The organism is Streptomyces sp. WAC 01529 (assembly GCF_003945545.1).
Taxonomy (GTDB): domain Bacteria; phylum Actinomycetota; class Actinomycetes; order Streptomycetales; family Streptomycetaceae; genus Streptomyces; species Streptomyces anatolicus.
This window is the reverse complement of the sequence record NZ_CP029617.1, coordinates 855,136-876,199: the sequence shown is the minus strand read 5'-3', so window position 1 is coordinate 876,199 and position 21,064 is coordinate 855,136. Positions and strand designations below refer to the sequence as shown.

Sequence of the window (21,064 nt, the reverse complement as noted above, 5' to 3'; positions counted from 1 at the left end):
AGGAAAGAGAGATCTTCGTGACAACCCCTAATCCCTTCGCGCAGCCTGACCGCGGCGACCGGTTCACGCCGCGCGACCATCCCGAGTGGGTCGGCAAGCTGTTCCTGTTCTACCCGGACAGCGTCAGCCAGCACATGGGCACCGGGCAGAACGGCCAGCCTGAGCCGTACGACGCGGTCGAAGCCGACGTGGCGATCATCGACCTGGTCAACCCGGAGACGGGACAGCCGACCGTCCTGAGCAACGCACGCGTCGGCGGCAAGGCGCTGGTCCCGCAGATCAAGAAGCACTGCGGCGGCGGCATGGTGCTGGGCAGGCTCGCGCAGACAGCGGCGCAGGGACAGAAGTCCGGCGCCTTCTACCTGGCCGAGTACTCCGACGCCGACGTCCAGATGGCGACGCAGTACATCAACGCCCACCCGCGCAACGCCTTCACCCAGCCGACCGCGCAGGCGGCGCCTGCCCAGCAGCAGGCGTGGGGGCAGCAGCCTCAACACGTCTCGCAGCAGCTGCCGTACGACCCGTGGCAGGGCACACCCGGAGCAGCGGCACCGGCGGGCCCTCCGCAGGGGCAATGGGGCACACCTGCTGCCACGGCGACGCCTGCCCAGGCACCGACTGGTGCGGGTGCCCCGGCAGCGACTGCACCGGGTAGCCCGGCCCCTCAGTGGGGGAACCCTGCCGGTTCAGCGCAGGCAGCCCCTGCCCAGACCGTCCCTGCCTCTGGGTCTGCCGCCCTTGACCCGCAGCTGGTCGCGTTCCTGCAGAGCAAGGGCGTCAACCCGGAAGGGATGACGGCCGAGCAGGCAACGATGATCGCGAAGACCTTCCAGGCGCAGGAGCCGCCGCCCTTCTAGACCCGCCGCACCACCACGACGGACGCGCCCCTGGGGTCGCGTCCTTTTTCATGCCCGCAGCCGGGGCCCGCTGCATCCGGGCGGCTCCGGCTGCGCTTCACCCGCGAAAGGAACCCGCATGTTCCGCAGCAAGAATGTTCCACCGCCGACCGGCACCGGTCCGGCGATCACGCTCGACAAGGTCCCGCCGGGGCTGGTCAGCCTCACCAAGTCGGCCGCCGTCAGCCTGGAGAAGTCCGGGCTCACCGGCCAGCGCGCCGCCGTATACCTCGTCCTCGATCACTCGGGTTCGATGCACGGCTTCTACAAGGACGGCAGCGTTCAGCGGCTGGCAGAGCAGGCGCTGGGGCTGTCCGCCAACCTGGACGACGACGGCACGGTGCCGCTGATCTACTTCGGCACGGTTGCCGAGCGCCCGGTCGACGTCCGCCTGCACAGTCACACCGGGGTCATCGACGCCACGCACACGGCAGTGCGGTGGGGAACCACCAACTACGGCTCGGCCATGCGGTCGGTCATCGCGCACTACCAGCGCTCCGGCGCCACCGACCCAGCGCTGGTCATCTTCCAGAGCGACGGTGCCCCCGACAGCAAGCCCGACGCGAAGCACGCACTCCAGGACGCGTCCTCGCTGCCGATCTTCTGGGCGTTCGTCGGATACGGGGAGCGCATCGAGTTCCTGGAGAAGCTCGATGACCTGCGCGGCCGGAAGGTCGACAACGCCAGCTTCTTCCACGCCCGCGACCCGCACACCGTGAGCGACGCCGACCTGTACGACGGCATCACCCACGAGTACGCGGGCTGGCTGGCCGCCGCTTCCGCCGCCGGGATCATCCGGTGAGCTGACCCATCCGAGGGGCTCCGGAAGCGGGGCCCCTCTTCGCGTGAACGGAGATGCGATGGATTTCGAACGGGCGTCGAAGGCGTACGCCGTTGTCGTCGTCGTGATGGCCGTCGTCGGCAGCCTGATCATGCTGGCGATCGGGTTCGGCCTGGCCGTCTGGCTGTGGCAGCACGCCCTGTAAATGACAGAGAACCTGATCGCCCACGCCATCGCCGCAGTGCAGCGCGGCTGGTCGGTCTTCCCCTGCAATCCGGCCGGGACCACGTGCCCTCAGTCCGGCGACGTCATCGACAAGCAGCCGCACCTCATCACCCCACAGCAGCCCTACAAGATCCGATGGGGGGAGTGGGCGACCACCGACCTGAACAAGATCATCGAAGCGTGGACGTACTCGCCCCTCGCGAATCCGGCTATCGCGTGCGGGCCGTCGGGCCTGCTGGTCGTCGACTGCGATGTCTGCAAGGGGCCGGGCCAGCTGGAGGGCACGCCATACGCGGCGCTGCACGAGAAGCTCGGTCCGCTGGTCGACGGCACCGACGTGCTGCGCCACCTCTGCGAGCTGTACGGCGGCAGCTGGACAGAGCTGATGGACACCCACCGGGTGCAGACCGGGCGGCTCGGCCTGCACCTGTACTTCCGGTGGCCGCCGGGCCTGACCGCCTCGCAGGCGTCCCCGGTCAAGGGCCTGGTCGACGTGCGGGGCAATGGCGGGTCGCAGGGCGGCTATGTACTGGCGGCCGGCTCACGCACCACGTCCGGCCCCTACATCGCGGAGAACGACCTGCCCGTGCGCGACGCCCCGCCATGGCTGATCGAGCTGTGCCGGGAGAAGCCCCGCCCCGCACGTCCGCTGTTCGCGCAGCCGCGCCGCGGCGGCTCGATCGGCGGGCTGGTCGACACCGTCCGCGACGCCGCACCGGGCAACCGCTCGAACGCCCTGTACTGGGCTGCCCGTTCCGCGTGCTCCGACGGCATCGCCATCGAGGACGCCGTCGACCAGCTCGGGGCGGCATACAGCGGCGACGGCGGGCAGCGCCAGGCGGAAGCAACGGTGCGCAGCGCGTACCGCAATCAGCAGAAAAAGGAGGGAAGGTGATTCACCACCACGGTGACGGCGCCCTGCTGCTGGTCGGCGACGCGCTCGAAGTACTGGCGGCCGCCCCCGAGCGGTCGGTGAACTGCATCGTCACCAGCCCCCCGTACTACGGGCTCCGCGACTACGGCGCGCCCGGCCAGTACGGGCTGGAGCCGACGCCCGCTGCGTATGTCGAGACGATGCGTGCGCTGTTTGCTGAGGCGCGGCGCGTGCTCGCCGACGACGGGACGCTGTGGCTGAACCTGGGAGACAGCTACAGCTCAGGGATGGGGGCGCCCAATAAGGATTTCAACGAGCGGTGGCACGGAACGGGGAACAGCGGGCAGCGTAAGCAGGAGGGAGGCAGACCATCCTTCCGCAGGGACGGGGCGACAGCGGCGGCCGCCAGGCGCACCGTCACGGGGATGCCGACCGAGAATCTGCTCGGCATCCCCTGGCGCGTCGCGTTCGCGCTGCAAGACGACGGCTGGATCCTCCGCAACGAGATCATCTGGCACAAACCGAATGCCATGCCGTCCTCCGTGCGCGACCGCCTGTCGAACCGGCGCGAGTCACTGTTCCTGTTCACCAAGAAGGCAAAGTACTTCTTCAACCTGGACGCGATACGCGAGCAGTACAGCGGAGACAGGGCACCCTCGCGCAGGGCGCACACCACAGCAAACAAGCCCCATACAGCGACCGGCAGGTGGAGCGTTGACAAGGTCGACGCGACGGGCCGCAATCCGGGCGACGTCTGGTCGATCAGCACCCGCCCGTTCCCGCAGGCGCACTTCGCCACCTTCCCGGTTGACCTGCCGCTGCGCTGCATCAAGGCGGGCTGCACGCCGGGCGGCATCGTCCTCGACCCGTGCAGCGGGGCAGGGACGACTGGGCTCGCGGCGCTTCAACTCGGCAGGCAGTACATCGGCATCGATCTGAACGCCGCGTACCACGACATGGCGATCGAGCGGTTCGCGAAGCTCGCCCCGAAGGAGGAGAGCATCCCACCCGCCCCACGCCGCGACTGACGCACTGGTGCGGGGTGGCGGATTCCCGGACCCGCTTGCGCTCGCCGAACGGGCGGGCGTAGAGCGGAACCACATCAACCGGCGGGCCCCGGCAAGCGGCTGCAACCCCGCGAGCCGGGACCTCTTGACCCCTGGAGACGTACCTCCAATGGCCCGCAAGAAAGGTAGCGCCGCACCCCCTGCGGTGATCAAGAGTTCTGACAGGTTTCCCGTTTCCTCTTCTGACGCCTCGCGCGTCCTGACCCTGCTCGCCGTCATCGCGGCCGTCGCCACCGTCGCCCTCACCGGCGGCGCCTTCTGGCTTTCGTACGAGCACCTTCACGATGTCGCCGCGGCTCAGGGGCTTCAGCACTCGCCCGCCAGGGCGTGGGCGTGGCCCGGCACTGTCGATCTCTTCATCGTCATCGGCGAAGTCCTCATCCTGCGTGCCTCGCTCATGCGGCGCATCGACTGGTGGGCCATCGCGCTCGCCGTCGCCGGATCGCTCGGCTCCATCGCCTTGAACGTCGCGGGGGTGGGCGCCGGAGCCGAACCCATGGACTACATCGTCGCCGCCGTGCCTCCCGTCGCCGCGCTGCTCGCCTTCGGCGCGCTCATGCGCCAAGTCCACGAAGCCATCGCGCGACGCGTCGCAACGCCCGGCGTTGCGGTGCAACGCACCCCCGTTGCGGCCATCTGCGCAGCGCCCCTGCGCCCCGTCTTCCGGTGGGCCGACGCGGTTCCTGCGGGGGTGCGGCTGCTGCCGCTCGTGGCGGCGGGCGCAACGCCCGTGGCGGTGCCGCCGCAGGGGCGTGGCGAGATGCTGACGACCAGTGAGGTCGCGGAGCGGCTGAACGTCAGCCCGAACACGGTCCGGTCCTACAAGCACCGCGGCACTCTGACTCCCGTTGCAGCCGATCCCGGGGGCGGGCACCTCTTCGACGCCCGGGATGTGGAGAAGCTGCGGGGTACGCCGTGAGCATCCCCGACGGCGCCACGGGGACGGTCATCAACGGGACCGAGCAGAAGGTCACGTTCAAGAAGGTCGGAGCGGACGACAAGCGGGAGATGTACGCGCTCGATCCTGATGCGCCGCCAATGCCCGTCGACACCCCGCAAGTCGCAGCCGACACGGGTACGTGGGCGGAGCAGCGCCGCGCCGACCTCACGGACGCGCCCGCGGTGCTGCCGTCCTGGCTGCGCAGCCTGCGGGAGTTCGCCGTCAACGTGCGCTGGACGCTGGCCTACTGCGTCCACTTCGGGGCGTTCCACCTGCTGCGCCTGCCGGTCTACCTGATCCGGCTGCTGCTGTGCGCCCCGCGCGGCACCGGGCGGCTCATCGTCCGGTGGGGCAAGTGGGTCGCGGACACCGAGGCGCGGCCGGTGACGGCCAGGGCCGCGGCGACAGCCGACATCGAGGCGTGGCTGGCCCTGTCGCGTGAGCACTCGCGCAGGGTGAGGCCGCGGCGCATCGCGTCCCTGGCCCTTGCGGGCACAGTGTTGCTGATCCTGTTCGTGGCCGCGCTGGCCGTGCCGCTGTGGTGCGGGGGCGCGGTGACCGCGGCCCTGGCTCTGGCCGGTGTGTACGGCCGGCGCGGGGACAAGCCGATCGTCACCCGCTACCTGTCCATCCACCTCCAGCGTCCGCTGGACTCCGAGGAGCTGGCTCAGGCGATCGAGGCGATCGGCGTCAAGGGCACGCCGCGGTTCGTCGCGCCGATCGCGGTCGACGGCCCCGGATGGCTGGCGCAGGTGGACCTGCCCGGCGCGACGCTCGCGGAACTGCTGCTCGACAAGCGCAAGGAGCTGGCCGCCGCGATGCGGCGCCCGTTGCAGTGCGTCTGGCCGTCGGTGGGCTCCGAGCATCCGGGGCGCGCGAACATCTGGGTCGCGAAGAAGGACCCGCGCACGATTCTGCGGCCGTGGCCGCTGCTCGCCGGGGGCACGGCGGACATGTACGGGGTGATCCCCTTCGGCGTCACCCCCAAGGGCGACCGTGAGCCGCTCGCCGTCATCGCGACCAACATGCTCATCGGCGGCGTGATGGGCTCCGGGAAGACCAGCGCGGTGTGCACGATCGCATGTGCCGGGGCGCTGGATCCCACCTGCGAGGAGTGGCTGTTCGAGCTGAAGGGCTCGGGTGACCTGGAGGGCCTGAGGCCCATCTGTCACCGCTACGTGCAGGGCGACGACGACGAGCACTGCGAGGCCGCGCTGGACGGGGGCTACGCCCTGGAGAAGGAGATGAAGCGGCGCAAGAAGATCGTCGCCGGTCTCCCCGTCGCGGATGTACCCACCGGGCGCAAGGTGACGCGCAAGCTCTCGGACAAGTACCCGCACCTGCGCCTGCACCCCATCCTCGCGATCTTCGACGAGGTGCACACGCTCTTCGAGCACCCCGTGTACGGCAAGGAGGCAGAGGCGGTCTTCGCCCGGCTGATCCGCAAGGCGCGGGCGTACGGCATCATCCTGGTGCTGACCACGCAGCGGCCCGACGCGAAGTCGATCCCCAAGAAGATCAGTGACAACGCGATCTTGCGCTTCTGTCTCGCGATCACCGGGCACACCGCGAATGACCTGGTGCTGGGCACCGGCATGTACAAGCGCGGGATCCGCGCGAACATCTTCGAGCCCGCCGAAGGAGACGACCCGAAGGACTCCGGGACCGGGTGGCTCGCCCGCTCCGCGACCAACGCGAAGATCGTGCGGGCGTACTTCATCCCGCAGGCGGACGTGCGCGATGTGGGCCGGCGCGGACTTGCCCTGCGGACCGCGGCCGGAACGCTGTCCGGTGAGGCCGCTGGCCAGCAGATCGAGAAGCCCGACCGCACGACCATCGCCGACCACGTCCACGCCATCTGGCCGGACGGCGCCGACGCGGTGCACAGCCACCGGCTGGTCGAGTCGCTCGCGCTGTATCTGCCGGAGCTGTACGGCTCGTGGATGGAGACAGAGAAGGCTGTCGCAGAGATGAGCCCGGACGAAGTACGCGACGTCCAGGCCGTCCGTTCCACGGCGCTGTCGGCCGCCCTCAAGGTGCACAAGATTCCGACCCGGCAGATCACCATCCGGGACTGCTGCGGGGGAGCGAAGGGCGTGCGCTACGCCGATCTTCCCGACGCCAGAGACGTCGACGAGGACGACGAAGACCCGGCTTCGGCAGCGGTCTGAGGTTTCACCGCGGCCCGAAACCGGTTTCGGGCCCGATATCGACGCGATCACTGGCGCGGCCTGCGGAAGTTTCGGGTTTCGGCCCTGTGCCGCGCCACCTCATATGCCCTGCGTATCCGCCGCGACGACACCCGATGAAAGGACCCCGCATGACCCGCGTGTACAGCAAGAGCCAGCTCGCCCGCCGCGTCTGGCTCACCGGCCGTATCGCCAAGCAGGCAATGGCCGATGACGAGTACAGCGAAGACACCTGCGTCGACCCGAAGTTTCAGCGCGAGGTCGACCGCATCGACCGTCGCGCAGAAGAAGAGGGCGGCTACCGCCAGTACGAGGCGAGGCGGCATCTGGACGAAGCCCGCCGCACAGCAGCGGCAGCGAAGGTCCGCCTGGACGCCGCAGCCCCGAAGGACAGGCGGCATGCCCGCATCACCAAGAACGACGCGGAGGCGGCGCTGAAGCGGGCCGAGCGCGCCGCCCGCAAAGCGGGGATCTGACCGTGCCCATCCCGCCCTGCCCGCCCGGCCAGTGCCCGCAGTGCTGGACGCACGCCTACGACAAGAGCATCCACCGCCGCCTCGCTCCCCGCGAGGACTGCCCGCAATGCGTGAACCACATGGTCACCAAGTGCGGCGGGTTCTACCGCAAGTGACCCTGGAGGGACGCCATGAATCTGATCAACCCCGGTGCCGGAAGTGAAGTCGAGATCGAAGAAGACGGCGACTTCACCGTCACCTTCCCGATGAAGCTCCCGGTGCCCGCTGACGAAACCGACGACTGATGCACTCCCCGTTGCAGCCGTGGCACCAGTGCCACGCACCCCCGGTTCAGGCGCCGCAGTACCTGGGCACCGACGCGGACGGCCAGCCTCTCTACGGCACGCCTCCCGCTGCCCCCGCACCGGGGGGCGTTGCGCCGTTGCAGCCGATCGTTGCGCGGCCGTGGGGCGCCTACCTCGGGGGCGGCTGCCTGGCCGTGATCGCGCTCGCGATTCTCGGCACCGTTGCGGTGTTCCTGATGCTCGGCCTCGCCGCCGTTGCAGTGTGCATCGGCCTCGCCGCAGTCGCGCTGACGATCTGCGTCCTCGTGCTGCGCTCGATGTGGCGCGACTACCAGCGAGAGAAGGAGTAATGATCGGCAATGCCTGAAACCCGGCTCGTCTGCCTGGACGAGACTCACGCGGCCGCCGTCCTCGGCGAAGCGACCCGCCCCGGCGACACCGTCCACACCGTTCGGCAAGAGGGTGCCGTCATCGTCATCGGTTACGTCGACAAGCGGTGGCCGCTGGATGTCGCTGACTGGGCTGGAGAACACGGCCACGCCTCGGACCACCAGGCGGCGTCAGTGATCGCCCGCCTCTGACCCAGCCCACCCGCACCCGCGCCCCGTTGCCACCGGCAGCGGGGCGCCTCGCATTCAGGAACCCGCCATGACCGTTCTCATCGTCACCACCTACCTGGCCGCCATGCTGCTCGCGTCCCGCATCCTGTACGGCCGCGCCCGGCGGCGCGGCATCGACGCACTCGCGGCGCAGTGCAACTTTCACGACAACGGGCCCAGGTACAAGGACCCCGTCACCGCCTGGACGCGGCAATGCCAGGCCGATGCCGTCCTTAAGGCGACGTTCTTTGCCTTCGTCTGGCCGCTGACCCTGGCCGGATCCGCGGTGTGGTGCTTCGTCACCGCGAGCCCGCCGCCTTCCATGCACGAGATCCGGCAGGAGAAGGCGGCAGCGCTGGCCCGCATCAAGGAGCTGGAGCAGCAGTTGGGGATCGTCCGGTGAACGGCTACCCGCACCGTGTCCGCCTCGTGCGCGGACACCTCACCCACCTCGCCCGTGTTTGGCGCAGCAGCTGCTCCGTCATGCAGCTCATCACCGCCTGCGGCCACACCTACGCCCTGCGCTCGATCGCCGACATGAACGCCGAAGGGCGGGTCTGCCCCGGCTGCAAGGCAGCTGTCGAGCTGCCCGGATCCGCACCGATGGAGCGGTGAGCCATGGCGTTCATGGCAGTGACCATCGCCGAACTGCGCATGCGGGTGGCCGAGCTGGAGGTCAAGGCCGCCCGGCTCGACATCGGCTATCCGGGCGAGAGCACGGGGACCGCCTCGCGCCGCTATCGCGACCGGCAGCGCCTGCAATGCCTCGCCCGTGACTACAAGCGACTGATCGAACTTGCCGAGACAGGCCAGTGAGCAGTGGCTAAGGGCAAGCGCGAGACAGCCCAGCAGATCAGTGACGAGAAGGTCGCCAAGATCCGGGCGGACATAGCGAGATGGTCAGCGGGCCTCTGGGCAAGGGAAGTCGCCCCGGGGCCCGCTTGCGTATGCGGCCTCGCCCGCGAGGGCGCACCCCCGAAGCAATGCCACCGGCACAAGGAGGAACCACATGCCGATCAACACTGACCTGCTGATCAAGATCCGAGACAAGATCCGGGAACACCCGGAGCAGCACGACCAGGCCCACTGGGCAAGGCGCACCTCATGCGGCACTACGTACTGCATCGCCGGATGGGCGGCCGTTCTCAGTGGGGCCAGGCTCGACTGGAGCGACCACTGGACCGACCAATACGAGGGCGGGGCGCGCGCGGACACCGTGAACAGCGGGGCTGAAACGATTGATGACTATGCGCAGCGTGTCCTGGGTCTCGACAACGAACAGTGCGCCCTCTTCGACACGGACAACGGCGGCGCCCTGACCCGGCTCGATGAGCTGATCGTGGAGGGTGGCGCTGCGGCGTGAACACGCAAGTCAAGCGCAAGCGCCGTCTGCCCGTCGCCCCGCCCGAACCAGCACGCGCCGACTGGCGCCGGGCCTACTGCCCCGGGTGCGGGGAAGTCCAGCGCAATTACGGGCCGTGGCGCGCACTGCACGTCGGCCTCGTCACCCCGCACCTGCGCGCGGTCGTTCCTGACACGGCGCCGCGTTCGCGCTGGGCAGAGAAGACGACAGAGGTCCGGTGCGGCGGCGGGCCGGTGGACCTGATCGCCGACCGGGCGCCGTGATGACTACCTACTACTGCCGGAAGCCGCACATGCGCTTGGGGGACCGGTGCGTGCACGATGCCTGCCGCCCCCAGGAGTCGGTCGCTCAGGAGCTGAAAACCATGGACCCCGTGACCCTGCCCCGCTACACGGCGACGCTCAACGTCCAGCGGGACGACGCGGAAGGCGAGGTGATCGTGCACGGCGTCGTCACCGGCACCGCAGCCGCCGTGACCACCGCCGTGTGCTCGCTGGCCGACGCGTTCAAGGACGAGGAGGAGCGGTGAGGGACGCCGAACGTCTCGGCTGCTACCTGGAAGCCGTCCGCCACGCCGTAGCTCCGTACGGGCCGTGGGGACCCGAGTACGACGCCGCCGCCCACGCCGTGATGGCGCTCGCGGATGCCGAGCTGGAGAGCGCGAACGGACAGATCGAGGCACGGCGCATCGAATTGCTCCGTGTGAACGAGAGGTACGCCGAAGAGAGCGCCCGCGTCCGAGCGGTAGCCGACGCGATCGACACAGAGATGCGCACCGAGCCGGACACACAACGCGCAGCCATGCAGCACGAGGCCGTGATCCGGATCAACGCCGCACTGGACGAACAGGACCCTCATGCCTGAGCACAAGCAACGCAGGCGCCGCAAGGCGCTGATCATCACCACCTCCGGGGCCGCCTTGATGGCGGCCCTTCTTCTTGCCCCCGGCGCGGAAGGCGCACCGTCGCCCAACGCCATGCCCAAGGGCGACCTGCCGGGGTGGAAGCAGGCGTGGGCGGAGAACTTCAACAGCGCGGTCACCGCGCCCGTCCCGGTCGGCTCGTTCAGCGGCTGCAACAATCACGTCGACACCCCGCGCGCCTACTGCTCCGGGCTCACGGGCAAGTGGCGCGACACACTGTGGGCCTACCCGTCCGGGTGGGAGGACACCGCGAAGTCCGGCGCCGACGGCAACACGGGCGCCCCGTACGGCGGGACGTACGAGCCGCAGAAGACCGTCTCGGTCGGCAAGGGATACGACGGCACCGGCACGCTGAAGGTCTCCATGTACCGGCCCGCGAGCGGCGGCGACAACGTGGTCGGCACCGTCGTGCCCCGGCGCTGCATGGACCTGCGCGACGGAAGGTACAGCGCCCGCATCAAGGTCACCCGCGCCAACCCCGGGTTCAAGTCCGCGTGGCTGCGCTACGAGGGCAGCAGCGCAGAGCTGGACTACCCGGAGGTCGACGACTACCGGGGTACCAACGTGGCCGCGTTCAGCCACGGCAGCGGCAGCGAGTGGAACGTCCAGACCTCCGCGTACATGACCACGGCGCACACCTACACATGGGAGCGGCGCGGCGACACGGTCAGCGTCTACCTGGAGGGCAAGAAGCTGCGCACCGGCGCCACGTCGCTGACGACCAGCTCGTGGATCTGGCAGAACGAGTCGCGGATCGAACGGGACCGCAGCCGCACCGGCGGCGGCTACGCGGCGCCCGGCGCGAAGGCGACGCTCGAAGTCAGCTGGGCTACCTGCTACGTGAGGAAGTGACCATGGAGTTCACGATCACGATCGCCCCGGTCCGTCCCGCCTCGGGGCGGTGGGCCTGGAGCGTGGAGCGGAAGGGGGAGGACGGCCCCTCGACCAGCGGGCGGGCGGAATCCGAGGAGGCGGCGCGGCGGAGGGCCGAGGAGTGCGCCGAAGAGATGGCGCAGCAGATCAACCAGCGCCGGACCTACACGTACACGGCGGGCGAGGGGACCCGGTCATGACCGAGCGCGAAGACCGCCTGGCCCGCTACCTCGCGGCCAGGCACAGAGACCAGATCACCGGTTCACCGGCCGCCCGCCACGAGCTGGCTGCCGCGGCGCGCGAGCTGGAAGAGCACGGCGAGGATGTTCCGGAGGCGATGCCGTCATGAGGTCCCGCACCCACGCAACGCCCTGCGACTACGGCCTGTCCGGACCGGGCGGCACCGCACCGTGCATCTGCGGGGTGAGCGCCGCGCAGCTGAGCGCGGATCAGCTGATCAGGACGGTGGCGCTGGAGGCGGCGGTCAGCCTCGACATGGAGATCTCGCCGTCCGAAGTCCTCAACATCGCCCGCCGCTTCGAGACCTACCTCCGGGGTGAGCGATGACCAGTCCCTTCATCCGCCCCGACGCCCCCGCGCAGCCGCCCGGGGGCGTCCGCCGTTTCTGGGCCACGTACGGCTCCGACTGTGAACGCTGCGGAACCAACATCGACTACGGCGACGAAGCGGGCTACATCGACGACGACGATGCCGCCTCGTGCGGCGACTGCTGTGACGAAGCGGAGGACAACGGCCTATGAGCGACCGCACCATGCCCTGCCCGGTCGCGGCGTGCACTCACGAAGCGTGGGTGGCGCCGGGCGACGAAGACACGTCCTTCTCCGAGCTGTGGGACCACGTCGTGCGCAGGCACCAGGTGTCCGGTGAAGGTGCCTCGCACCTCATGGCCCTGGTGGCGGTGCAGGAGCGCAGCGGCAATGTCCCGACGTGCCCGAACTGCCACCGCGTCTACCCCTGCATCTGCCCGTGAACGACTGGCTCGCCGTCGCGGTGTGCGGCGCCACCGGGGGAGCGGCGGGCTACACCGTGTCCGCGCTGCGCCCCACCGGCCGGCGCCGCGGTGAGCACCGCAGCCTGTGGCAGCGGGCGGTGCCCCGCGGTCCGCGCGAAGCAACCGACGTCCCGGTGACGGGACTTGATCCGAACATCGACGACGCCCCCACCGAACACATTCCCGTCCCCGGTGGGGGCGTCCGCATCCCCGAGGGGGAGCAGTGATAACCGTACCCATCAACCTCGAACACATCCTGGACGACAGCCGCGTGCACGAGCTGGACGCCTCGTACCTGCACTACGACCCCGAAGACCCTTACGCGGTGATGCTCGACATCGGCGCCACGAGCACCGGCGAGCGCATCGAGTGGACCCTGGCCCGCGACACGCTCGCCGACGGCATTACCACCCCCGCGGGCGCCGGACGCGGCGACGTCACCGTCTGGCCGTGCGACGGCGGTATCCATATCCGGCTGTGCAGCCCCGAAGGGGAAGCGCACCTGCACGCGGAGGCCGGGCAGATCGAGGCGTTCCTCACCCTGTCCTACGCGATGGTGCCGCTCGGCTGCGAGCTGGACGGCATTGACGTCGGCGCCGAACTGGACAAGATCTTCGGAAAGGCAGCCTGATGAGATTCGAAGACCCGCCGCGGCAGCGCCAGGGCACGGGTGTGGACCACCGCGTCATCGCTGAGGGCCTGAAGGCGAGGCCCGGCGAGTGGGCCGTGATCGCGGAGCACGCCCGTATCGGCACCGCCAGCACCGCCGCGTACCGTATCAAGCGGGGCATCACCGCTGTCTACCAGCCCGCGGGCGCCTTCGAGGCGCTGGCACGCACCGCCAACGGCAAGGCGCTCCTGTACGCCCGGTTCGTGGGGGAGAGGCGCGATGCCTGAGCAGACGCCCGCCCTTTTCCCGTGCACCGAGTGCGCACACCCTGGCGGCATCCGTGTCACCAAGCAGGGAGTCCTCTACTCCCACGACCGGCCCGAACAGTGCCCCGGCTCCCGTCGGCCGCCGTCGGAGACGGGTGCGTGCAGCGAGTGCACGCACCCGTCCACCCCTGTCACCAAGGAGGGCGTGCTCCAGGATCACAACTGGGGCGTCAAGTGCCCCGGCTCGGGCAGGCCACCGGCGGGAGGCACGACGCCTGAGCCCAGCGCACGCGACAGGCTCATCTGGCTGAAGCCCTGGGACTGGTCAATGCATGACATCGCCCAGCTGATCGACGCCTACCGCGACGAAGTGCGCCGCGAGGCAGCCGAGACCGTACGCGGCAGGCGGCTGAGGACGGTCGTCAGCTACAGCGACGAACGGGTCAACCGCGCCCTGGAACGGGCCGCGATCAAGGTCGAGAGGGGTGAGGAATGAGCGCGCGGCATCGGTTTCAGGAGCGCATCTACGACTCGTTGGTCAGCTTCAACAAGGCCGCCCACTGGGATGTGCTGCGGCGGGCGCAGGCGCGGCAACACCTCGCCGAACACCTGGCGAGTGACCTTGGCGCCGCCAGCGCCGCCTTCGTCCGCGCCGCGAAGGTGCGCGAGCCCGTCGATGGAGCGGAGCGGTACCTGAACGCGGTGCTCGAAGACGTGGCGCTGAGGATCGAAGGGGGGCGGGGATGAGCGAGTCCGCGATCACAGACCTGCGGCGGGAGCTGGAGAAAGCCCGCCACGCCCTGGTCGATGCACAGTCCCACCTGTCCGCCCATGCCCACATGAACGCCGCCCTTCACTGCGCCACCGACGTGTTCTTTTCACCGCTCCACGCCAAGGTCACCGCAGCCATCGCGGGCATCGAACACACCCTGACGCGAACCGAGCAGGGCACCGTCACCGGTCCGGACGGCCGCCGGGCTGACGAGATGGCCCGGGTACTCGCCGACCTTGACCGCTGCGAGCACGGCCGCCACGAAGGCGACGGCTGCGCGGGCTGCCCCTCCGGGATATCTCCCGGAAACCCGCACCTGCCCCCGGGCACAGTCATCGGCTACGGCCTGCACGGCAGCCAGATCGTCATGCCGCACCGCGACGCCAAGCACGACCCGGTCGCCTGGCGCGTCCAGGCGACAGACCGAGAGGAGCGGCCGTGAAAGCGATCACCGCCTTCTGGCGCGACATCTGGTGGTGCCTGCGCCACCCCGCCGCACCGGCAGACGCCTCGCCCTACCAGCCGATGGAACGGCGGGTCATCACGGCTGACGAAGCGGCGGGGCTGGGGCTGGTCGCAGAGACCTGTGACGGCAGCGACGGGTGCGACATCCACCAGACGTGGCACATCCGCGACGCCAGGCCGCACACCCAGAAGGAGAAGAGCGATGACTAAGTACACCGTGCCGCTCAGCGGCTACGCGTCCGCGACGGTCACCGTCGAGACGGATTCCACCGACCCGGAGAAGATCCTCGATCTCGCCTACGAGGAGGGCGTCCCCGGCATCTGCGCGCAGTGCAGCGGATGGGGGCGCGACCACTCGCTCGGACTCGGGGACGAATGGGAGCCCGTCACCGACCCCAAGACGAAGACCGCGATCGTCTACGACGAGAGCGGCCAGCCGGTGCAGGCACCCGGAGACGACGAGGAGGAAGGCGATGAAGAGTAAAGATCCAGCAGCGGGCGCCTGCCCGCGCTGCCGCAAGGAGATCCCCCTGGTGAAGGACAGCCAGGGGGATCTTGTTTTGCGGGAGCACTTCACCGTGGGCGTGAAACAGGGGTACAAGCTGATCCCGTGCCGGGGCGGCCAGTCCGCGCCGGGCGCCCCGGCGGACGACAGCGGCGACTGGTCATGGGTCGCGCCGGGCAAAGAGGCGGGCCACAGCCTCAGCGAGTTCGACGAAGCAGGACGCGGCGCCTTCGCGCAGGTGGATTTCATGCCCGTGGAGACGTCCCCTGGCGGGGCATGCGACGCCACGGACATCAGCTGCATCTGCCACCGCAGGGGATGCGACGGTACGCACCGCTGCTCCTGCGGCCGCAGATGGACGGGCGAATCAGGCACCGGCAGCTACCTCTGGGTCCGGCCGGTATGGGGAGGAGGCTCATGACCCGCTGCCCGCGCTGCGGCGCACAGCCCGATGTCGTCGTCTCCCGGCGGGGGCCGTGCTTCGCCGGACACGAGATGCGTCTGTTCTCGCAGAGTGCCGTGCGCACTCGCTGCCCCGGCTCCTTCACGGCAGCCCCCGGCGAAACCGCGGCCCGGGGCGCCATACCGCGTCAGGCTCAGGGCCATGCCCCCGGCTAGGCGCAGCGTGTGCGGGGCAGGCCTGCACGACCTCACCGACCCTGCCAACGTCGGGTTCTACAAGCGCAAGTGCGGCCACACGACGCGCTACTGCCTGCCGTGCAGCCACCGCAGGAGCCAGGAGCACAGGCGGCGCGAGCGAAAAGCGGCGTTGGAGCTTGCGCCGGTAGTGCGGCGGCCCCGGCGCGGCGGCGGTTTGGGCATCCTCCAGGCCGTCGCCGACGGCGAGACGGCCGACGAGGCAGCTGAGCAACTGGCCCTCACCCGCGACGCCGTCCACGGCTGCCTGGTGCGGCTGCGCCGCCGCTACGGGGTCGCCAGCACCGCGGCGGCGGTCGCGGTTGCCCTGGCCACGGGCGACATCAGCCCGGTGAGGGGGCAGCCGCTGCCGCCGCGCAACAACACGACGCGCAATCACGCGCGTTCTCTGCTGCGGCTGCTCAGGGGCGAGCGGGCGCCCCGGGGCCACGGCGCCGCCTACGAGCGCATGCTGGATGACCTGTACGCATTCAGCGAGCCGCATGCCGTGAGCGTCCTGTGGAAAGCCCGGATCATCACCGCTGACGACGTACGTCCTCTACTGGAAGAAGCGGCATGAGACCACCCGTCATTGATCGCAGCACCCGGTGACAGCAACAACAGGAAAGGCGCGTGGCCGTGACGGAGACAGCGGATCAGGACGGCCACGCGCCCGCCTTCCCTTTGATCCTCTATACGCTCGCCGACTACGCAGCCACGCTCGGCCTTGACGACCAGGTCCGGCTGGTCGAACCGCAGATACCCCCGCCACTGCTGCCGGAATTCCTCGGAGTCGTCCAGCGGCGGCGTGAGGAAATCCGGCAGGACGAAGAGGGGCGCCGCAGGAAAGGAGCCGCCGAATGGGCTGACGTACTCCAGCAGCGCCGCGAAGGCGCGGAAATCGATGCGGCGCGGCAGCGGGAAGCAATGCCCCGTGCCTGGGCGCCCATTGACATCGCGGCGGCATGGGATGCCGCAGAAGACGAAACCCGTACGGAAGTCGGCTACCTCTCGGGGGACATGCCCATCGGGCTGTTCTACCGGGGGAAGCTGAACGGCGTCCACGCCGAATCCGAGGCGGGCAAATCGTGGCTGTCCTGCCTCGTGGCCGTCCAGGAGATCACCTCTCACCACCACGTCGCCTACATCGACTTCGAGGACGACGCGACCTCGATCGTGCGGCGCCTGAAGCTGCTCGGAGCCAGACGTGAGGACGTGATGGCCTTCTTCCACTACCGCAATCCCACCGGGCCGCTCACGGCCGCGGACGAGGAGGGGCTGCAAGAGCTGATCGAAGTGCGGGGCTCACTGGCGGTGTTTGACGGCATGACCGAGGCCATGTCCCACGAGGGACTGGACGGCCGGCTGGAGAACGACGTCGCGGCGTGGCACGCGAAGGTGACGAAACCTTTCGCTGCTGCCGACTGGGCTGTGGTGGTCCTCGATCACGTACCGCACGGCGAGAAACGGGCCATCGGCAGCCAGCACAAGCGGTCCGCGCTCACCGGGGTCAGCTACCTCCTGGAGCTGATCAAGCCCATCGGCAAGAACATGAAGGGCAAGAGCCGCCTGAGAGTCGAGAAGGACCGCGGGGCGTGGGTGCGCGCCCACGCGGTCCCCGGACCGCGCCCCCAGTGGTTCGCGGACATGGTCATCGACTTCGAGGGCAAGGCGGCGCCGACCGCGAACGTCTGGCCTGCCTGGCCCCACGACGATGCGGAGGCGCGGGGCTTTGAGGACGCACCGCCGCAGAAGCTGTGCGAGGCCGTCACGGGGTTTGTGGCGGGCAATCCGGGGTGCAGTGCGCGGGCGATCCGCCAGGGCGTCACGGGCGCGACGGACCGGATTCTGTGGACGATCGAGTGGCTGACTGCGCAGGGCCATCTCGTGGCGTCGAAGGCGGGAACTCGGACCGCCCATGGTCCGGGACCGGTCCCCTACGAGGGGACCAAGATCGAGGACCACTGTACAGAGGACCGGTCCGTGTTCGTCCAGGACCACCTCACCGGCCAGTGAGGGCCGGATTTTTGTATACGACCAGGTCAGAGCCCTTATCAGTACATTTTTCGAGTGGTCCCCGGACCGGTCCCGGACCGCTCAGGACCGGTCTTTTAGTGGTCCCGGACCACTCCGGACGTTTGCCCAGGTCAGGACTGGTCTCTAGTGGTCCTCCCCCGTCCGTCCTATAAGGACGGGGGCCACGGACCGGTTCCGGACACGTTGCGAAGATCAAAAGAGAAAGGATCTTGCTACGGCTACGCGAAGCCTCATGGACACAGAAATCAAGATCGCGACTTGCAACCGCTGCGGAAGCGTCGTGCTGGCCGCTCAGGTCTCGGGACTTGCCGCGGCGGCGGACCCCATCCCGCTGGACGCGGAGAGCTACCGGGCCGCGCTGATCGCGGGCCGCTGGACGTACGACGTCATCACCCGGTCCGGCCGGCCCTGGAAGCTGCGGCTGCGGACCGCCGCCGTGTCGGCCACACCGTGCGACATCGTGGCGTCGCATGCGTGCGGCGCACGCGGCCAGGACGCCATGGGCGTCACCGAGGTGGCCGTGGACGCTCCCCGGGCCCGTGTGACCGCTATCGGGCGCCCGGACCCGCCCTGTGCCTCCGCGATGCCTCAGGCGGGTCCTGCGAGCGCTGTGACGCCCCGCCCTTCCAGGAGCTGGCCGCACCGCTGCCGGACCTGCCGCCGCCTCATCGAGGGCGGCGAGCCGTACATGGCCATCGACCACGACAGCTACCACTGGGCCGTTCACGACGTGTGCCCCGTGCGCGTGCCTGTGTGCGCTTCTGACGGCCTGTAGGCCGCGTGACGGGCCCCGGCGACCCTGAACCCTTCAGCGGCCTTCAGGGGCCGCTCCTTCATGATCAGGAAGAGGAACCGTGCTGGACTTCTGGAAACTGATCGAACTGCTGCACTCCTCACGGCATCCGGCACAGGTGAAGGTGGCGGTCACTGAGTGCCCGTTCCACGAGCCCAGGGCGTTCGAGGCGGAGGCTCGCCGCCTCACCCGGCTGGCGAGGCTCGGTATCGGCAGGCGCTCATGATCTGCGAGCACTGCACATGGGCCGCCGACCGCCCCGTCGCCGCACGGGAGTTCCCCGAGCAGGGCCATGCCGCCCGCCCCGGCTGCGACTGCCAGCACGGCGCCAGCAAGCCGCACGGCTACTCGGGCGGCATTGATGGCGAGTGATCCCGAGTTCATCGCCGATCTCGTTCGGCAGCTCGTCAGCGGCTGGGAGGAGCGGATCGAATACCAGGTGCCGGTCACACAGCATGTGACGCTGTGCCAGATACGGAGATCGTCTATGCCGCCCGGCAGACGCAGGCATCATGAATGCGAATGCCCTGCTGCTGTCGAGGCGCGGGCCCGGACCCTGCAATTGCCCAGCCTGATCGTCCAGTTGCAGGAAGCTGTCACCGAGCCGGTATCGAAGGCGGGCGGTGACGGCATAGGAGCCATTGACAGGCCGCACTCCAATCCGCCTGGGAATGGTGAGGCGCTGGCGCTGCTGCTGACCATTAGAGCCGATGCCCACGACTATTACGACGCCCTTCGCGCGGTGCTCTATCCCGGGCATGGCGAGCGGAAGGGCGTCACCGTGCTCAGTGCGCTGCGGGCCATTCCTGACTGGTGTGCGATGGCGGGCGAAGCCGGGCACGACGATCTCGTCTACGGGATCAAGGAGGACTTGCGCAAGCGCGTCCGCACGGCGCGGATCATCCTCGGCTACGACTCGCCGATGGCGATGCTGGCCGATGTCCTCTGCGGCGACTGCGGGGGCGCGCTGATCGTTGCTGGTGATGCGTCAACGGATGTGCGCTGCATCGGGACTCCCGAGGCGGCGCCGTGCGGTACGAAGTACTTCAGATGGGACTGGATCAAGTTGCTGGAGGACCTATGACACAGACGATCAAGCACGCGGCGGCAGACAAGGTCATGACCCTGGACGAGATCGAGGCCTTCTGCCGCCAGGTCCGCGCGGCCGGGGCGGCGGGCACCGGCTCGCCGAAGGTGCGGATCACCTTCGGCGGGCAGCTGCGGAGCATGGAGATCACCGTGGATGGCGAAGCCCCGAAGGGCGGGGTGCAGTGACCGCCGACCTGCCTGCGTTCCTGCGGGCGCGGTACGACGAAGAAGCTGAGGCTGCGGAGAAGGCCGGGCGCGACGCCTGGCATTACGACATGTTCGACCGCAGCGGTGGCGTGGTATTCGCCTCCGGTGAGCGGCCGATCGTCGAGTTCGGTTTCGACCCGGAGCGGATGCATGCCCAGGACCGGGCGGCAGCCGACTTCCACCAGGCCGCCCATATCGCCCGCCATGATCCGGCCCGCGTCCTCAAGGAGATCGAGGCGAAGCGGCGGATCATTGCCGCGATCTTCAACTACGAAGCAAAGATCGATGGCGAATGGGGCTGTTGCCACGGCGCGGAAGCGATCGAGGCGGGGCTGTGCCCGGAGACGAACCCTGACGAGATCGAGGCGCTGCGCCTGCTCGCCCTGCCCTATGACGACCACCCCGACTACCGCGAGGAGTTCGGCCCGTGAGCGAGCCGTGCATCACGTTGCTGAGCGAAGACCTGCTCTCCAGGTGGGGCTTCAATGACGGAGATGATCCCGAGGAGTGGCTCGACTACTGCGAGGCTCGCGGGATCGACTACAACGAGATCGACTATCCGCTAGTGGATCTCGTACGCCGGTATCTGCTGCCGGTGATCGAACAGGCCGTGACGGTCGTGGAGATTGAGACGATCCACAACCCGATTCGCGTGGAGATGGTCGACGGCGTTGATGTTTCGGAAGTCTCGTACGGCAGAGCGCCGGAGCCGACGCTCACACCTGAGGGCGTCGATGTCCCGATGGCCGAAGTGCTTCGGCTCACGCGGGAGCTGGCGGCATGAGACTGGCCGACACCGAAGCCGCCTGCCTGTACTGGGGCTGCTCGCGCCGCTACCTGTACAAGCTGGCCAGCGAGGGCCGCCTGGTCCGTTACGGGACCGTGCAGCGCCGCCTGTGGAACCTGGAGGCGATGCCGCCGCGGGCTCCCGGAGAGCCCTTGCCGATGCCGCCCCCGCAACACCTGCGAAAGGGGGTGATTGCCATGTAGCGCTTGCGCGTGCACTATTGACCCGTACCAGGCATGCCGCGAGGCAGCCTGACCAGACGTTAAAGCCCGCCGCGTGCGGGCTTTTTTGCTGCGCAAGCCGCTGAGCGGCAGCGCCAGTCACAACCCGCGCCATGCGCGGTTACAGCGGCCCCATCGCGGGCCGCTTCCTTATGCCCGCACCTGGCGGGTGGCC

The 21,064-nt window shown here is 69.2% G+C and carries 43 protein-coding genes; all 43 read left to right on the top strand.

Translation table 11 applies throughout. The features are described 5' to 3' along the window. The first annotated feature begins 17 nt into the window (after nt 1-17). The 43 genes from DMA15_RS03805 to DMA15_RS03625 all read left to right on the top strand — a co-directional run bounded on the left by DMA15_RS03805 (nt 18) and on the right by DMA15_RS03625 (nt 20,871). Entirely contained in the window at nt 18-857 is an 840-nt protein-coding gene (locus DMA15_RS03805; protein WP_125511243.1) for a hypothetical protein, read from the top strand. 118 nt (nt 858-975) lie between these two features. Then, nucleotides 976-1,698 carry a VWA domain-containing protein gene (locus DMA15_RS03800; protein WP_125511242.1) on the top strand — a complete coding sequence of 241 codons (723 nt, stop codon included), beginning with the start codon at nt 976-978 and terminating at the stop codon, nt 1,696-1,698. 58 nt (nt 1,699-1,756) lie between these two features. Continuing rightward, nucleotides 1,757-1,882: a hypothetical protein gene (locus tag DMA15_RS37915; protein WP_276314323.1), complete on the top strand. Its 126-nt coding sequence runs from the start codon at nt 1,757-1,759 to the stop codon at nt 1,880-1,882. Further along, a complete protein-coding gene (locus DMA15_RS37305; protein WP_125511241.1) occupies nt 1,883-2,797 on the top strand; it encodes a bifunctional DNA primase/polymerase in 915 nt (304 codons plus the stop codon). It abuts the gene before it with no gap. Next, complete coding sequence (locus DMA15_RS03790) at nt 2,794-3,804, top strand: site-specific DNA-methyltransferase (RefSeq protein WP_240659669.1); 1,011 nt, start codon at nt 2,794-2,796, stop codon at nt 3,802-3,804. Before DMA15_RS37305 ends, DMA15_RS03790 begins: the two co-directional genes overlap by 4 nt. 148 nt (nt 3,805-3,952) lie before the next feature. After that, on the top strand, nt 3,953-4,762 hold the full coding sequence (locus DMA15_RS03785; protein WP_125511239.1) for a DUF2637 domain-containing protein: 810 nt from the start codon (nt 3,953-3,955) through the stop codon (nt 4,760-4,762). After that, complete coding sequence (locus DMA15_RS03780) at nt 4,759-6,954, top strand: FtsK/SpoIIIE domain-containing protein (protein ID WP_240659668.1); 2,196 nt, start codon at nt 4,759-4,761, stop codon at nt 6,952-6,954. The genes DMA15_RS03785 and DMA15_RS03780 overlap by 4 nt, the downstream gene beginning before the upstream one ends. Before the next feature lie 149 nt (nt 6,955-7,103). After that, nucleotides 7,104-7,448 (top strand): hypothetical protein, encoded by a 345-nt coding sequence (locus tag DMA15_RS03775; RefSeq protein WP_125511238.1) that lies wholly within the window; start codon nt 7,104-7,106, stop codon nt 7,446-7,448. A 2-nt stretch (nt 7,449-7,450) separates the two neighbouring features. After that, entirely contained in the window at nt 7,451-7,603 is a 153-nt protein-coding gene (locus DMA15_RS03770) for a pRL2-8 (RefSeq protein ID WP_240659667.1), read from the top strand. A 266-nt stretch (nt 7,604-7,869) separates the two neighbouring features. Then, nucleotides 7,870-8,082 carry a hypothetical protein gene (locus DMA15_RS03765; RefSeq protein WP_125511236.1) on the top strand — a complete coding sequence of 71 codons (213 nt, stop codon included), beginning with the start codon at nt 7,870-7,872 and terminating at the stop codon, nt 8,080-8,082. A gap of 9 nt (nt 8,083-8,091) precedes the next feature. Next, nucleotides 8,092-8,313 carry a hypothetical protein gene (locus tag DMA15_RS03760; protein ID WP_125511235.1) on the top strand — a complete coding sequence of 74 codons (222 nt, stop codon included), beginning with the start codon at nt 8,092-8,094 and terminating at the stop codon, nt 8,311-8,313. 67 nt (nt 8,314-8,380) lie between these two features. Beyond that, nucleotides 8,381-8,734 (top strand): hypothetical protein, encoded by a 354-nt coding sequence (locus DMA15_RS03755; protein ID WP_125511234.1) that lies wholly within the window; start codon nt 8,381-8,383, stop codon nt 8,732-8,734. 80 nt (nt 8,735-8,814) lie between these two features. After that, nucleotides 8,815-8,946 carry a hypothetical protein gene (locus DMA15_RS37910; RefSeq protein WP_276314322.1) on the top strand — a complete coding sequence of 44 codons (132 nt, stop codon included), beginning with the start codon at nt 8,815-8,817 and terminating at the stop codon, nt 8,944-8,946. Nucleotides 8,947-8,949: 3 nt separating this feature from the next. Beyond that, nucleotides 8,950-9,147, top strand: coding sequence for a hypothetical protein (locus DMA15_RS03750; RefSeq protein WP_125511233.1), 198 nt, complete (start codon nt 8,950-8,952; stop codon nt 9,145-9,147). Between the two features lie 193 nt (nt 9,148-9,340). Continuing rightward, nucleotides 9,341-9,694, top strand: coding sequence for a hypothetical protein (locus tag DMA15_RS03745; protein WP_125511232.1), 354 nt, complete (start codon nt 9,341-9,343; stop codon nt 9,692-9,694). Further along, the gene (locus tag DMA15_RS03740; RefSeq protein ID WP_125511231.1) at nt 9,691-9,957 is read left to right on the top strand and encodes a hypothetical protein; all 267 of its coding nucleotides are present in this window, start codon (nt 9,691-9,693) and stop codon (nt 9,955-9,957) included. The genes DMA15_RS03745 and DMA15_RS03740 overlap by 4 nt, the downstream gene beginning before the upstream one ends. A gap of 101 nt (nt 9,958-10,058) precedes the next feature. Further along, nucleotides 10,059-10,223 (top strand): hypothetical protein, encoded by a 165-nt coding sequence (locus DMA15_RS36525; RefSeq protein WP_164551684.1) that lies wholly within the window; start codon nt 10,059-10,061, stop codon nt 10,221-10,223. After that, complete coding sequence (locus DMA15_RS03735) at nt 10,220-10,558, top strand: hypothetical protein (RefSeq protein WP_125511230.1); 339 nt, start codon at nt 10,220-10,222, stop codon at nt 10,556-10,558. The genes DMA15_RS36525 and DMA15_RS03735 overlap by 4 nt, the downstream gene beginning before the upstream one ends. Next, nucleotides 10,551-11,468: a hypothetical protein gene (locus DMA15_RS03730; protein ID WP_125511229.1), complete on the top strand. Its 918-nt coding sequence runs from the start codon at nt 10,551-10,553 to the stop codon at nt 11,466-11,468. Before DMA15_RS03735 ends, DMA15_RS03730 begins: the two co-directional genes overlap by 8 nt. Before the next feature lie 2 nt (nt 11,469-11,470). After that, complete coding sequence (locus tag DMA15_RS03725) at nt 11,471-11,689, top strand: hypothetical protein (RefSeq protein ID WP_125511228.1); 219 nt, start codon at nt 11,471-11,473, stop codon at nt 11,687-11,689. Then, entirely contained in the window at nt 11,686-11,838 is a 153-nt protein-coding gene (locus DMA15_RS36520; protein WP_164551683.1) for a hypothetical protein, read from the top strand. The genes DMA15_RS03725 and DMA15_RS36520 overlap by 4 nt, the downstream gene beginning before the upstream one ends. Continuing rightward, nucleotides 11,835-12,056, top strand: coding sequence for a hypothetical protein (locus tag DMA15_RS03720; protein WP_125511227.1), 222 nt, complete (start codon nt 11,835-11,837; stop codon nt 12,054-12,056). Before DMA15_RS36520 ends, DMA15_RS03720 begins: the two co-directional genes overlap by 4 nt. Then, nucleotides 12,053-12,250 carry a hypothetical protein gene (locus tag DMA15_RS03715; RefSeq protein ID WP_125511226.1) on the top strand — a complete coding sequence of 66 codons (198 nt, stop codon included), beginning with the start codon at nt 12,053-12,055 and terminating at the stop codon, nt 12,248-12,250. The genes DMA15_RS03720 and DMA15_RS03715 overlap by 4 nt, the downstream gene beginning before the upstream one ends. Beyond that, the gene (locus DMA15_RS03710) at nt 12,247-12,480 is read left to right on the top strand and encodes a hypothetical protein (protein WP_125511225.1); all 234 of its coding nucleotides are present in this window, start codon (nt 12,247-12,249) and stop codon (nt 12,478-12,480) included. The genes DMA15_RS03715 and DMA15_RS03710 overlap by 4 nt, the downstream gene beginning before the upstream one ends. Beyond that, complete coding sequence (locus DMA15_RS03705; protein WP_125511224.1) at nt 12,477-12,728, top strand: hypothetical protein; 252 nt, start codon at nt 12,477-12,479, stop codon at nt 12,726-12,728. Before DMA15_RS03710 ends, DMA15_RS03705 begins: the two co-directional genes overlap by 4 nt. Next, nucleotides 12,725-13,132 carry an SsgA family sporulation/cell division regulator gene (locus DMA15_RS03700; RefSeq protein ID WP_125511223.1) on the top strand — a complete coding sequence of 136 codons (408 nt, stop codon included), beginning with the start codon at nt 12,725-12,727 and terminating at the stop codon, nt 13,130-13,132. Before DMA15_RS03705 ends, DMA15_RS03700 begins: the two co-directional genes overlap by 4 nt. Further along, entirely contained in the window at nt 13,132-13,398 is a 267-nt protein-coding gene (locus DMA15_RS03695) for a hypothetical protein (RefSeq protein WP_125511222.1), read from the top strand. The genes DMA15_RS03700 and DMA15_RS03695 overlap by 1 nt, the downstream gene beginning before the upstream one ends. Next, nucleotides 13,391-13,873 (top strand): hypothetical protein, encoded by a 483-nt coding sequence (locus DMA15_RS03690; RefSeq protein WP_125511221.1) that lies wholly within the window; start codon nt 13,391-13,393, stop codon nt 13,871-13,873. Before DMA15_RS03695 ends, DMA15_RS03690 begins: the two co-directional genes overlap by 8 nt. Then, nucleotides 13,870-14,124, top strand: a complete 255-nt coding sequence (locus DMA15_RS03685; RefSeq protein WP_125511220.1) for a hypothetical protein — start codon at nt 13,870-13,872, stop codon at nt 14,122-14,124. The genes DMA15_RS03690 and DMA15_RS03685 overlap by 4 nt, the downstream gene beginning before the upstream one ends. Beyond that, nucleotides 14,121-14,591, top strand: coding sequence for a hypothetical protein (locus DMA15_RS03680; RefSeq protein ID WP_125511219.1), 471 nt, complete (start codon nt 14,121-14,123; stop codon nt 14,589-14,591). Before DMA15_RS03685 ends, DMA15_RS03680 begins: the two co-directional genes overlap by 4 nt. Next, the gene (locus DMA15_RS03675; RefSeq protein ID WP_125511218.1) at nt 14,588-14,824 is read left to right on the top strand and encodes a hypothetical protein; all 237 of its coding nucleotides are present in this window, start codon (nt 14,588-14,590) and stop codon (nt 14,822-14,824) included. Before DMA15_RS03680 ends, DMA15_RS03675 begins: the two co-directional genes overlap by 4 nt. After that, nucleotides 14,817-15,098 (top strand): hypothetical protein, encoded by a 282-nt coding sequence (locus DMA15_RS03670; protein WP_125511217.1) that lies wholly within the window; start codon nt 14,817-14,819, stop codon nt 15,096-15,098. Before DMA15_RS03675 ends, DMA15_RS03670 begins: the two co-directional genes overlap by 8 nt. After that, the gene (locus DMA15_RS03665) at nt 15,088-15,540 is read left to right on the top strand and encodes a hypothetical protein (RefSeq protein ID WP_125511216.1); all 453 of its coding nucleotides are present in this window, start codon (nt 15,088-15,090) and stop codon (nt 15,538-15,540) included. The genes DMA15_RS03670 and DMA15_RS03665 overlap by 11 nt, the downstream gene beginning before the upstream one ends. A 183-nt stretch (nt 15,541-15,723) precedes the next feature. Next, on the top strand, nt 15,724-16,335 hold the full coding sequence (locus DMA15_RS03660) for a hypothetical protein (protein ID WP_125511215.1): 612 nt from the start codon (nt 15,724-15,726) through the stop codon (nt 16,333-16,335). A 59-nt stretch (nt 16,336-16,394) separates the two neighbouring features. Continuing rightward, complete coding sequence (locus DMA15_RS03655; protein WP_125511214.1) at nt 16,395-17,771, top strand: AAA family ATPase; 1,377 nt, start codon at nt 16,395-16,397, stop codon at nt 17,769-17,771. Nucleotides 17,772-18,024: 253 nt separating this feature from the next. After that, nucleotides 18,025-18,567, top strand: coding sequence for a hypothetical protein (locus DMA15_RS03650; protein WP_125511213.1), 543 nt, complete (start codon nt 18,025-18,027; stop codon nt 18,565-18,567). A gap of 79 nt (nt 18,568-18,646) precedes the next feature. Next, complete coding sequence (locus DMA15_RS36515) at nt 18,647-18,811, top strand: hypothetical protein (RefSeq protein ID WP_164551682.1); 165 nt, start codon at nt 18,647-18,649, stop codon at nt 18,809-18,811. Continuing rightward, nucleotides 18,808-18,957, top strand: a complete 150-nt coding sequence (locus DMA15_RS36510) for a hypothetical protein (RefSeq protein WP_164551681.1) — start codon at nt 18,808-18,810, stop codon at nt 18,955-18,957. Before DMA15_RS36515 ends, DMA15_RS36510 begins: the two co-directional genes overlap by 4 nt. Next, nucleotides 18,947-19,669, top strand: a complete 723-nt coding sequence (locus DMA15_RS03645) for a hypothetical protein (RefSeq protein ID WP_125511212.1) — start codon at nt 18,947-18,949, stop codon at nt 19,667-19,669. Before DMA15_RS36510 ends, DMA15_RS03645 begins: the two co-directional genes overlap by 11 nt. Beyond that, complete coding sequence (locus DMA15_RS03640) at nt 19,666-19,860, top strand: hypothetical protein (protein WP_125511211.1); 195 nt, start codon at nt 19,666-19,668, stop codon at nt 19,858-19,860. The genes DMA15_RS03645 and DMA15_RS03640 overlap by 4 nt, the downstream gene beginning before the upstream one ends. Beyond that, nucleotides 19,857-20,312: a DUF6221 family protein gene (locus tag DMA15_RS03635; protein WP_125511210.1), complete on the top strand. Its 456-nt coding sequence runs from the start codon at nt 19,857-19,859 to the stop codon at nt 20,310-20,312. The genes DMA15_RS03640 and DMA15_RS03635 overlap by 4 nt, the downstream gene beginning before the upstream one ends. Beyond that, complete coding sequence (locus DMA15_RS03630; protein ID WP_125511209.1) at nt 20,309-20,665, top strand: hypothetical protein; 357 nt, start codon at nt 20,309-20,311, stop codon at nt 20,663-20,665. The genes DMA15_RS03635 and DMA15_RS03630 overlap by 4 nt, the downstream gene beginning before the upstream one ends. Further along, nucleotides 20,662-20,871, top strand: coding sequence for a hypothetical protein (locus DMA15_RS03625; protein WP_125511208.1), 210 nt, complete (start codon nt 20,662-20,664; stop codon nt 20,869-20,871). Before DMA15_RS03630 ends, DMA15_RS03625 begins: the two co-directional genes overlap by 4 nt. The last annotated feature ends 193 nt before the right edge of the window (nt 20,872-21,064 follow it).

Coding starts and splice junctions, on each gene's coding strand:
- DMA15_RS03710 (WP_125511225.1), top strand. CDS start 12,247: ATGAGCGACCGCACCATGCCCTGCCCGGTCGCGGCGTGCACTCACGAA.
- DMA15_RS03650 (WP_125511213.1), top strand. CDS start 18,025: ATGGACACAGAAATCAAGATCGCGACTTGCAACCGCTGCGGAAGCGTC.
- DMA15_RS37305 (WP_125511241.1), top strand. CDS start 1,883: ATGACAGAGAACCTGATCGCCCACGCCATCGCCGCAGTGCAGCGCGGC.
- DMA15_RS03720 (WP_125511227.1), top strand. CDS start 11,835: ATGAGGTCCCGCACCCACGCAACGCCCTGCGACTACGGCCTGTCCGGA.
- DMA15_RS03660 (WP_125511215.1), top strand. CDS start 15,724: ATGCCCCCGGCTAGGCGCAGCGTGTGCGGGGCAGGCCTGCACGACCTC.
- DMA15_RS03685 (WP_125511220.1), top strand. CDS start 13,870: ATGAGCGCGCGGCATCGGTTTCAGGAGCGCATCTACGACTCGTTGGTC.
- DMA15_RS03670 (WP_125511217.1), top strand. CDS start 14,817: ATGACTAAGTACACCGTGCCGCTCAGCGGCTACGCGTCCGCGACGGTC.
- DMA15_RS03775 (WP_125511238.1), top strand. CDS start 7,104: ATGACCCGCGTGTACAGCAAGAGCCAGCTCGCCCGCCGCGTCTGGCTC.
- DMA15_RS03755 (WP_125511234.1), top strand. CDS start 8,381: ATGACCGTTCTCATCGTCACCACCTACCTGGCCGCCATGCTGCTCGCG.
- DMA15_RS03745 (WP_125511232.1), top strand. CDS start 9,341: ATGCCGATCAACACTGACCTGCTGATCAAGATCCGAGACAAGATCCGG.
- DMA15_RS03695 (WP_125511222.1), top strand. CDS start 13,132: ATGAGATTCGAAGACCCGCCGCGGCAGCGCCAGGGCACGGGTGTGGAC.
- DMA15_RS03725 (WP_125511228.1), top strand. CDS start 11,471: ATGGAGTTCACGATCACGATCGCCCCGGTCCGTCCCGCCTCGGGGCGG.
- DMA15_RS03640 (WP_125511211.1), top strand. CDS start 19,666: ATGACACAGACGATCAAGCACGCGGCGGCAGACAAGGTCATGACCCTG.
- DMA15_RS03625 (WP_125511208.1), top strand. CDS start 20,662: ATGAGACTGGCCGACACCGAAGCCGCCTGCCTGTACTGGGGCTGCTCG.
- DMA15_RS03750 (WP_125511233.1), top strand. CDS start 8,950: ATGGCGTTCATGGCAGTGACCATCGCCGAACTGCGCATGCGGGTGGCC.
- DMA15_RS37910 (WP_276314322.1), top strand. CDS start 8,815: ATGCAGCTCATCACCGCCTGCGGCCACACCTACGCCCTGCGCTCGATC.
- DMA15_RS03760 (WP_125511235.1), top strand. CDS start 8,092: ATGCCTGAAACCCGGCTCGTCTGCCTGGACGAGACTCACGCGGCCGCC.
- DMA15_RS03785 (WP_125511239.1), top strand. CDS start 3,953: ATGGCCCGCAAGAAAGGTAGCGCCGCACCCCCTGCGGTGATCAAGAGT.
- DMA15_RS03680 (WP_125511219.1), top strand. CDS start 14,121: ATGAGCGAGTCCGCGATCACAGACCTGCGGCGGGAGCTGGAGAAAGCC.
- DMA15_RS03665 (WP_125511216.1), top strand. CDS start 15,088: ATGAAGAGTAAAGATCCAGCAGCGGGCGCCTGCCCGCGCTGCCGCAAG.
- DMA15_RS03730 (WP_125511229.1), top strand. CDS start 10,551: ATGCCTGAGCACAAGCAACGCAGGCGCCGCAAGGCGCTGATCATCACC.
- DMA15_RS36510 (WP_164551681.1), top strand. CDS start 18,808: ATGATCTGCGAGCACTGCACATGGGCCGCCGACCGCCCCGTCGCCGCA.
- DMA15_RS36525 (WP_164551684.1), top strand. CDS start 10,059: ATGGACCCCGTGACCCTGCCCCGCTACACGGCGACGCTCAACGTCCAG.
- DMA15_RS03715 (WP_125511226.1), top strand. CDS start 12,053: ATGACCAGTCCCTTCATCCGCCCCGACGCCCCCGCGCAGCCGCCCGGG.
- DMA15_RS37915 (WP_276314323.1), top strand. CDS start 1,757: ATGGATTTCGAACGGGCGTCGAAGGCGTACGCCGTTGTCGTCGTCGTG.
- DMA15_RS03690 (WP_125511221.1), top strand. CDS start 13,391: ATGCCTGAGCAGACGCCCGCCCTTTTCCCGTGCACCGAGTGCGCACAC.
- DMA15_RS36520 (WP_164551683.1), top strand. CDS start 11,686: ATGACCGAGCGCGAAGACCGCCTGGCCCGCTACCTCGCGGCCAGGCAC.
- DMA15_RS03645 (WP_125511212.1), top strand. CDS start 18,947: ATGGCGAGTGATCCCGAGTTCATCGCCGATCTCGTTCGGCAGCTCGTC.
- DMA15_RS03800 (WP_125511242.1), top strand. CDS start 976: ATGTTCCGCAGCAAGAATGTTCCACCGCCGACCGGCACCGGTCCGGCG.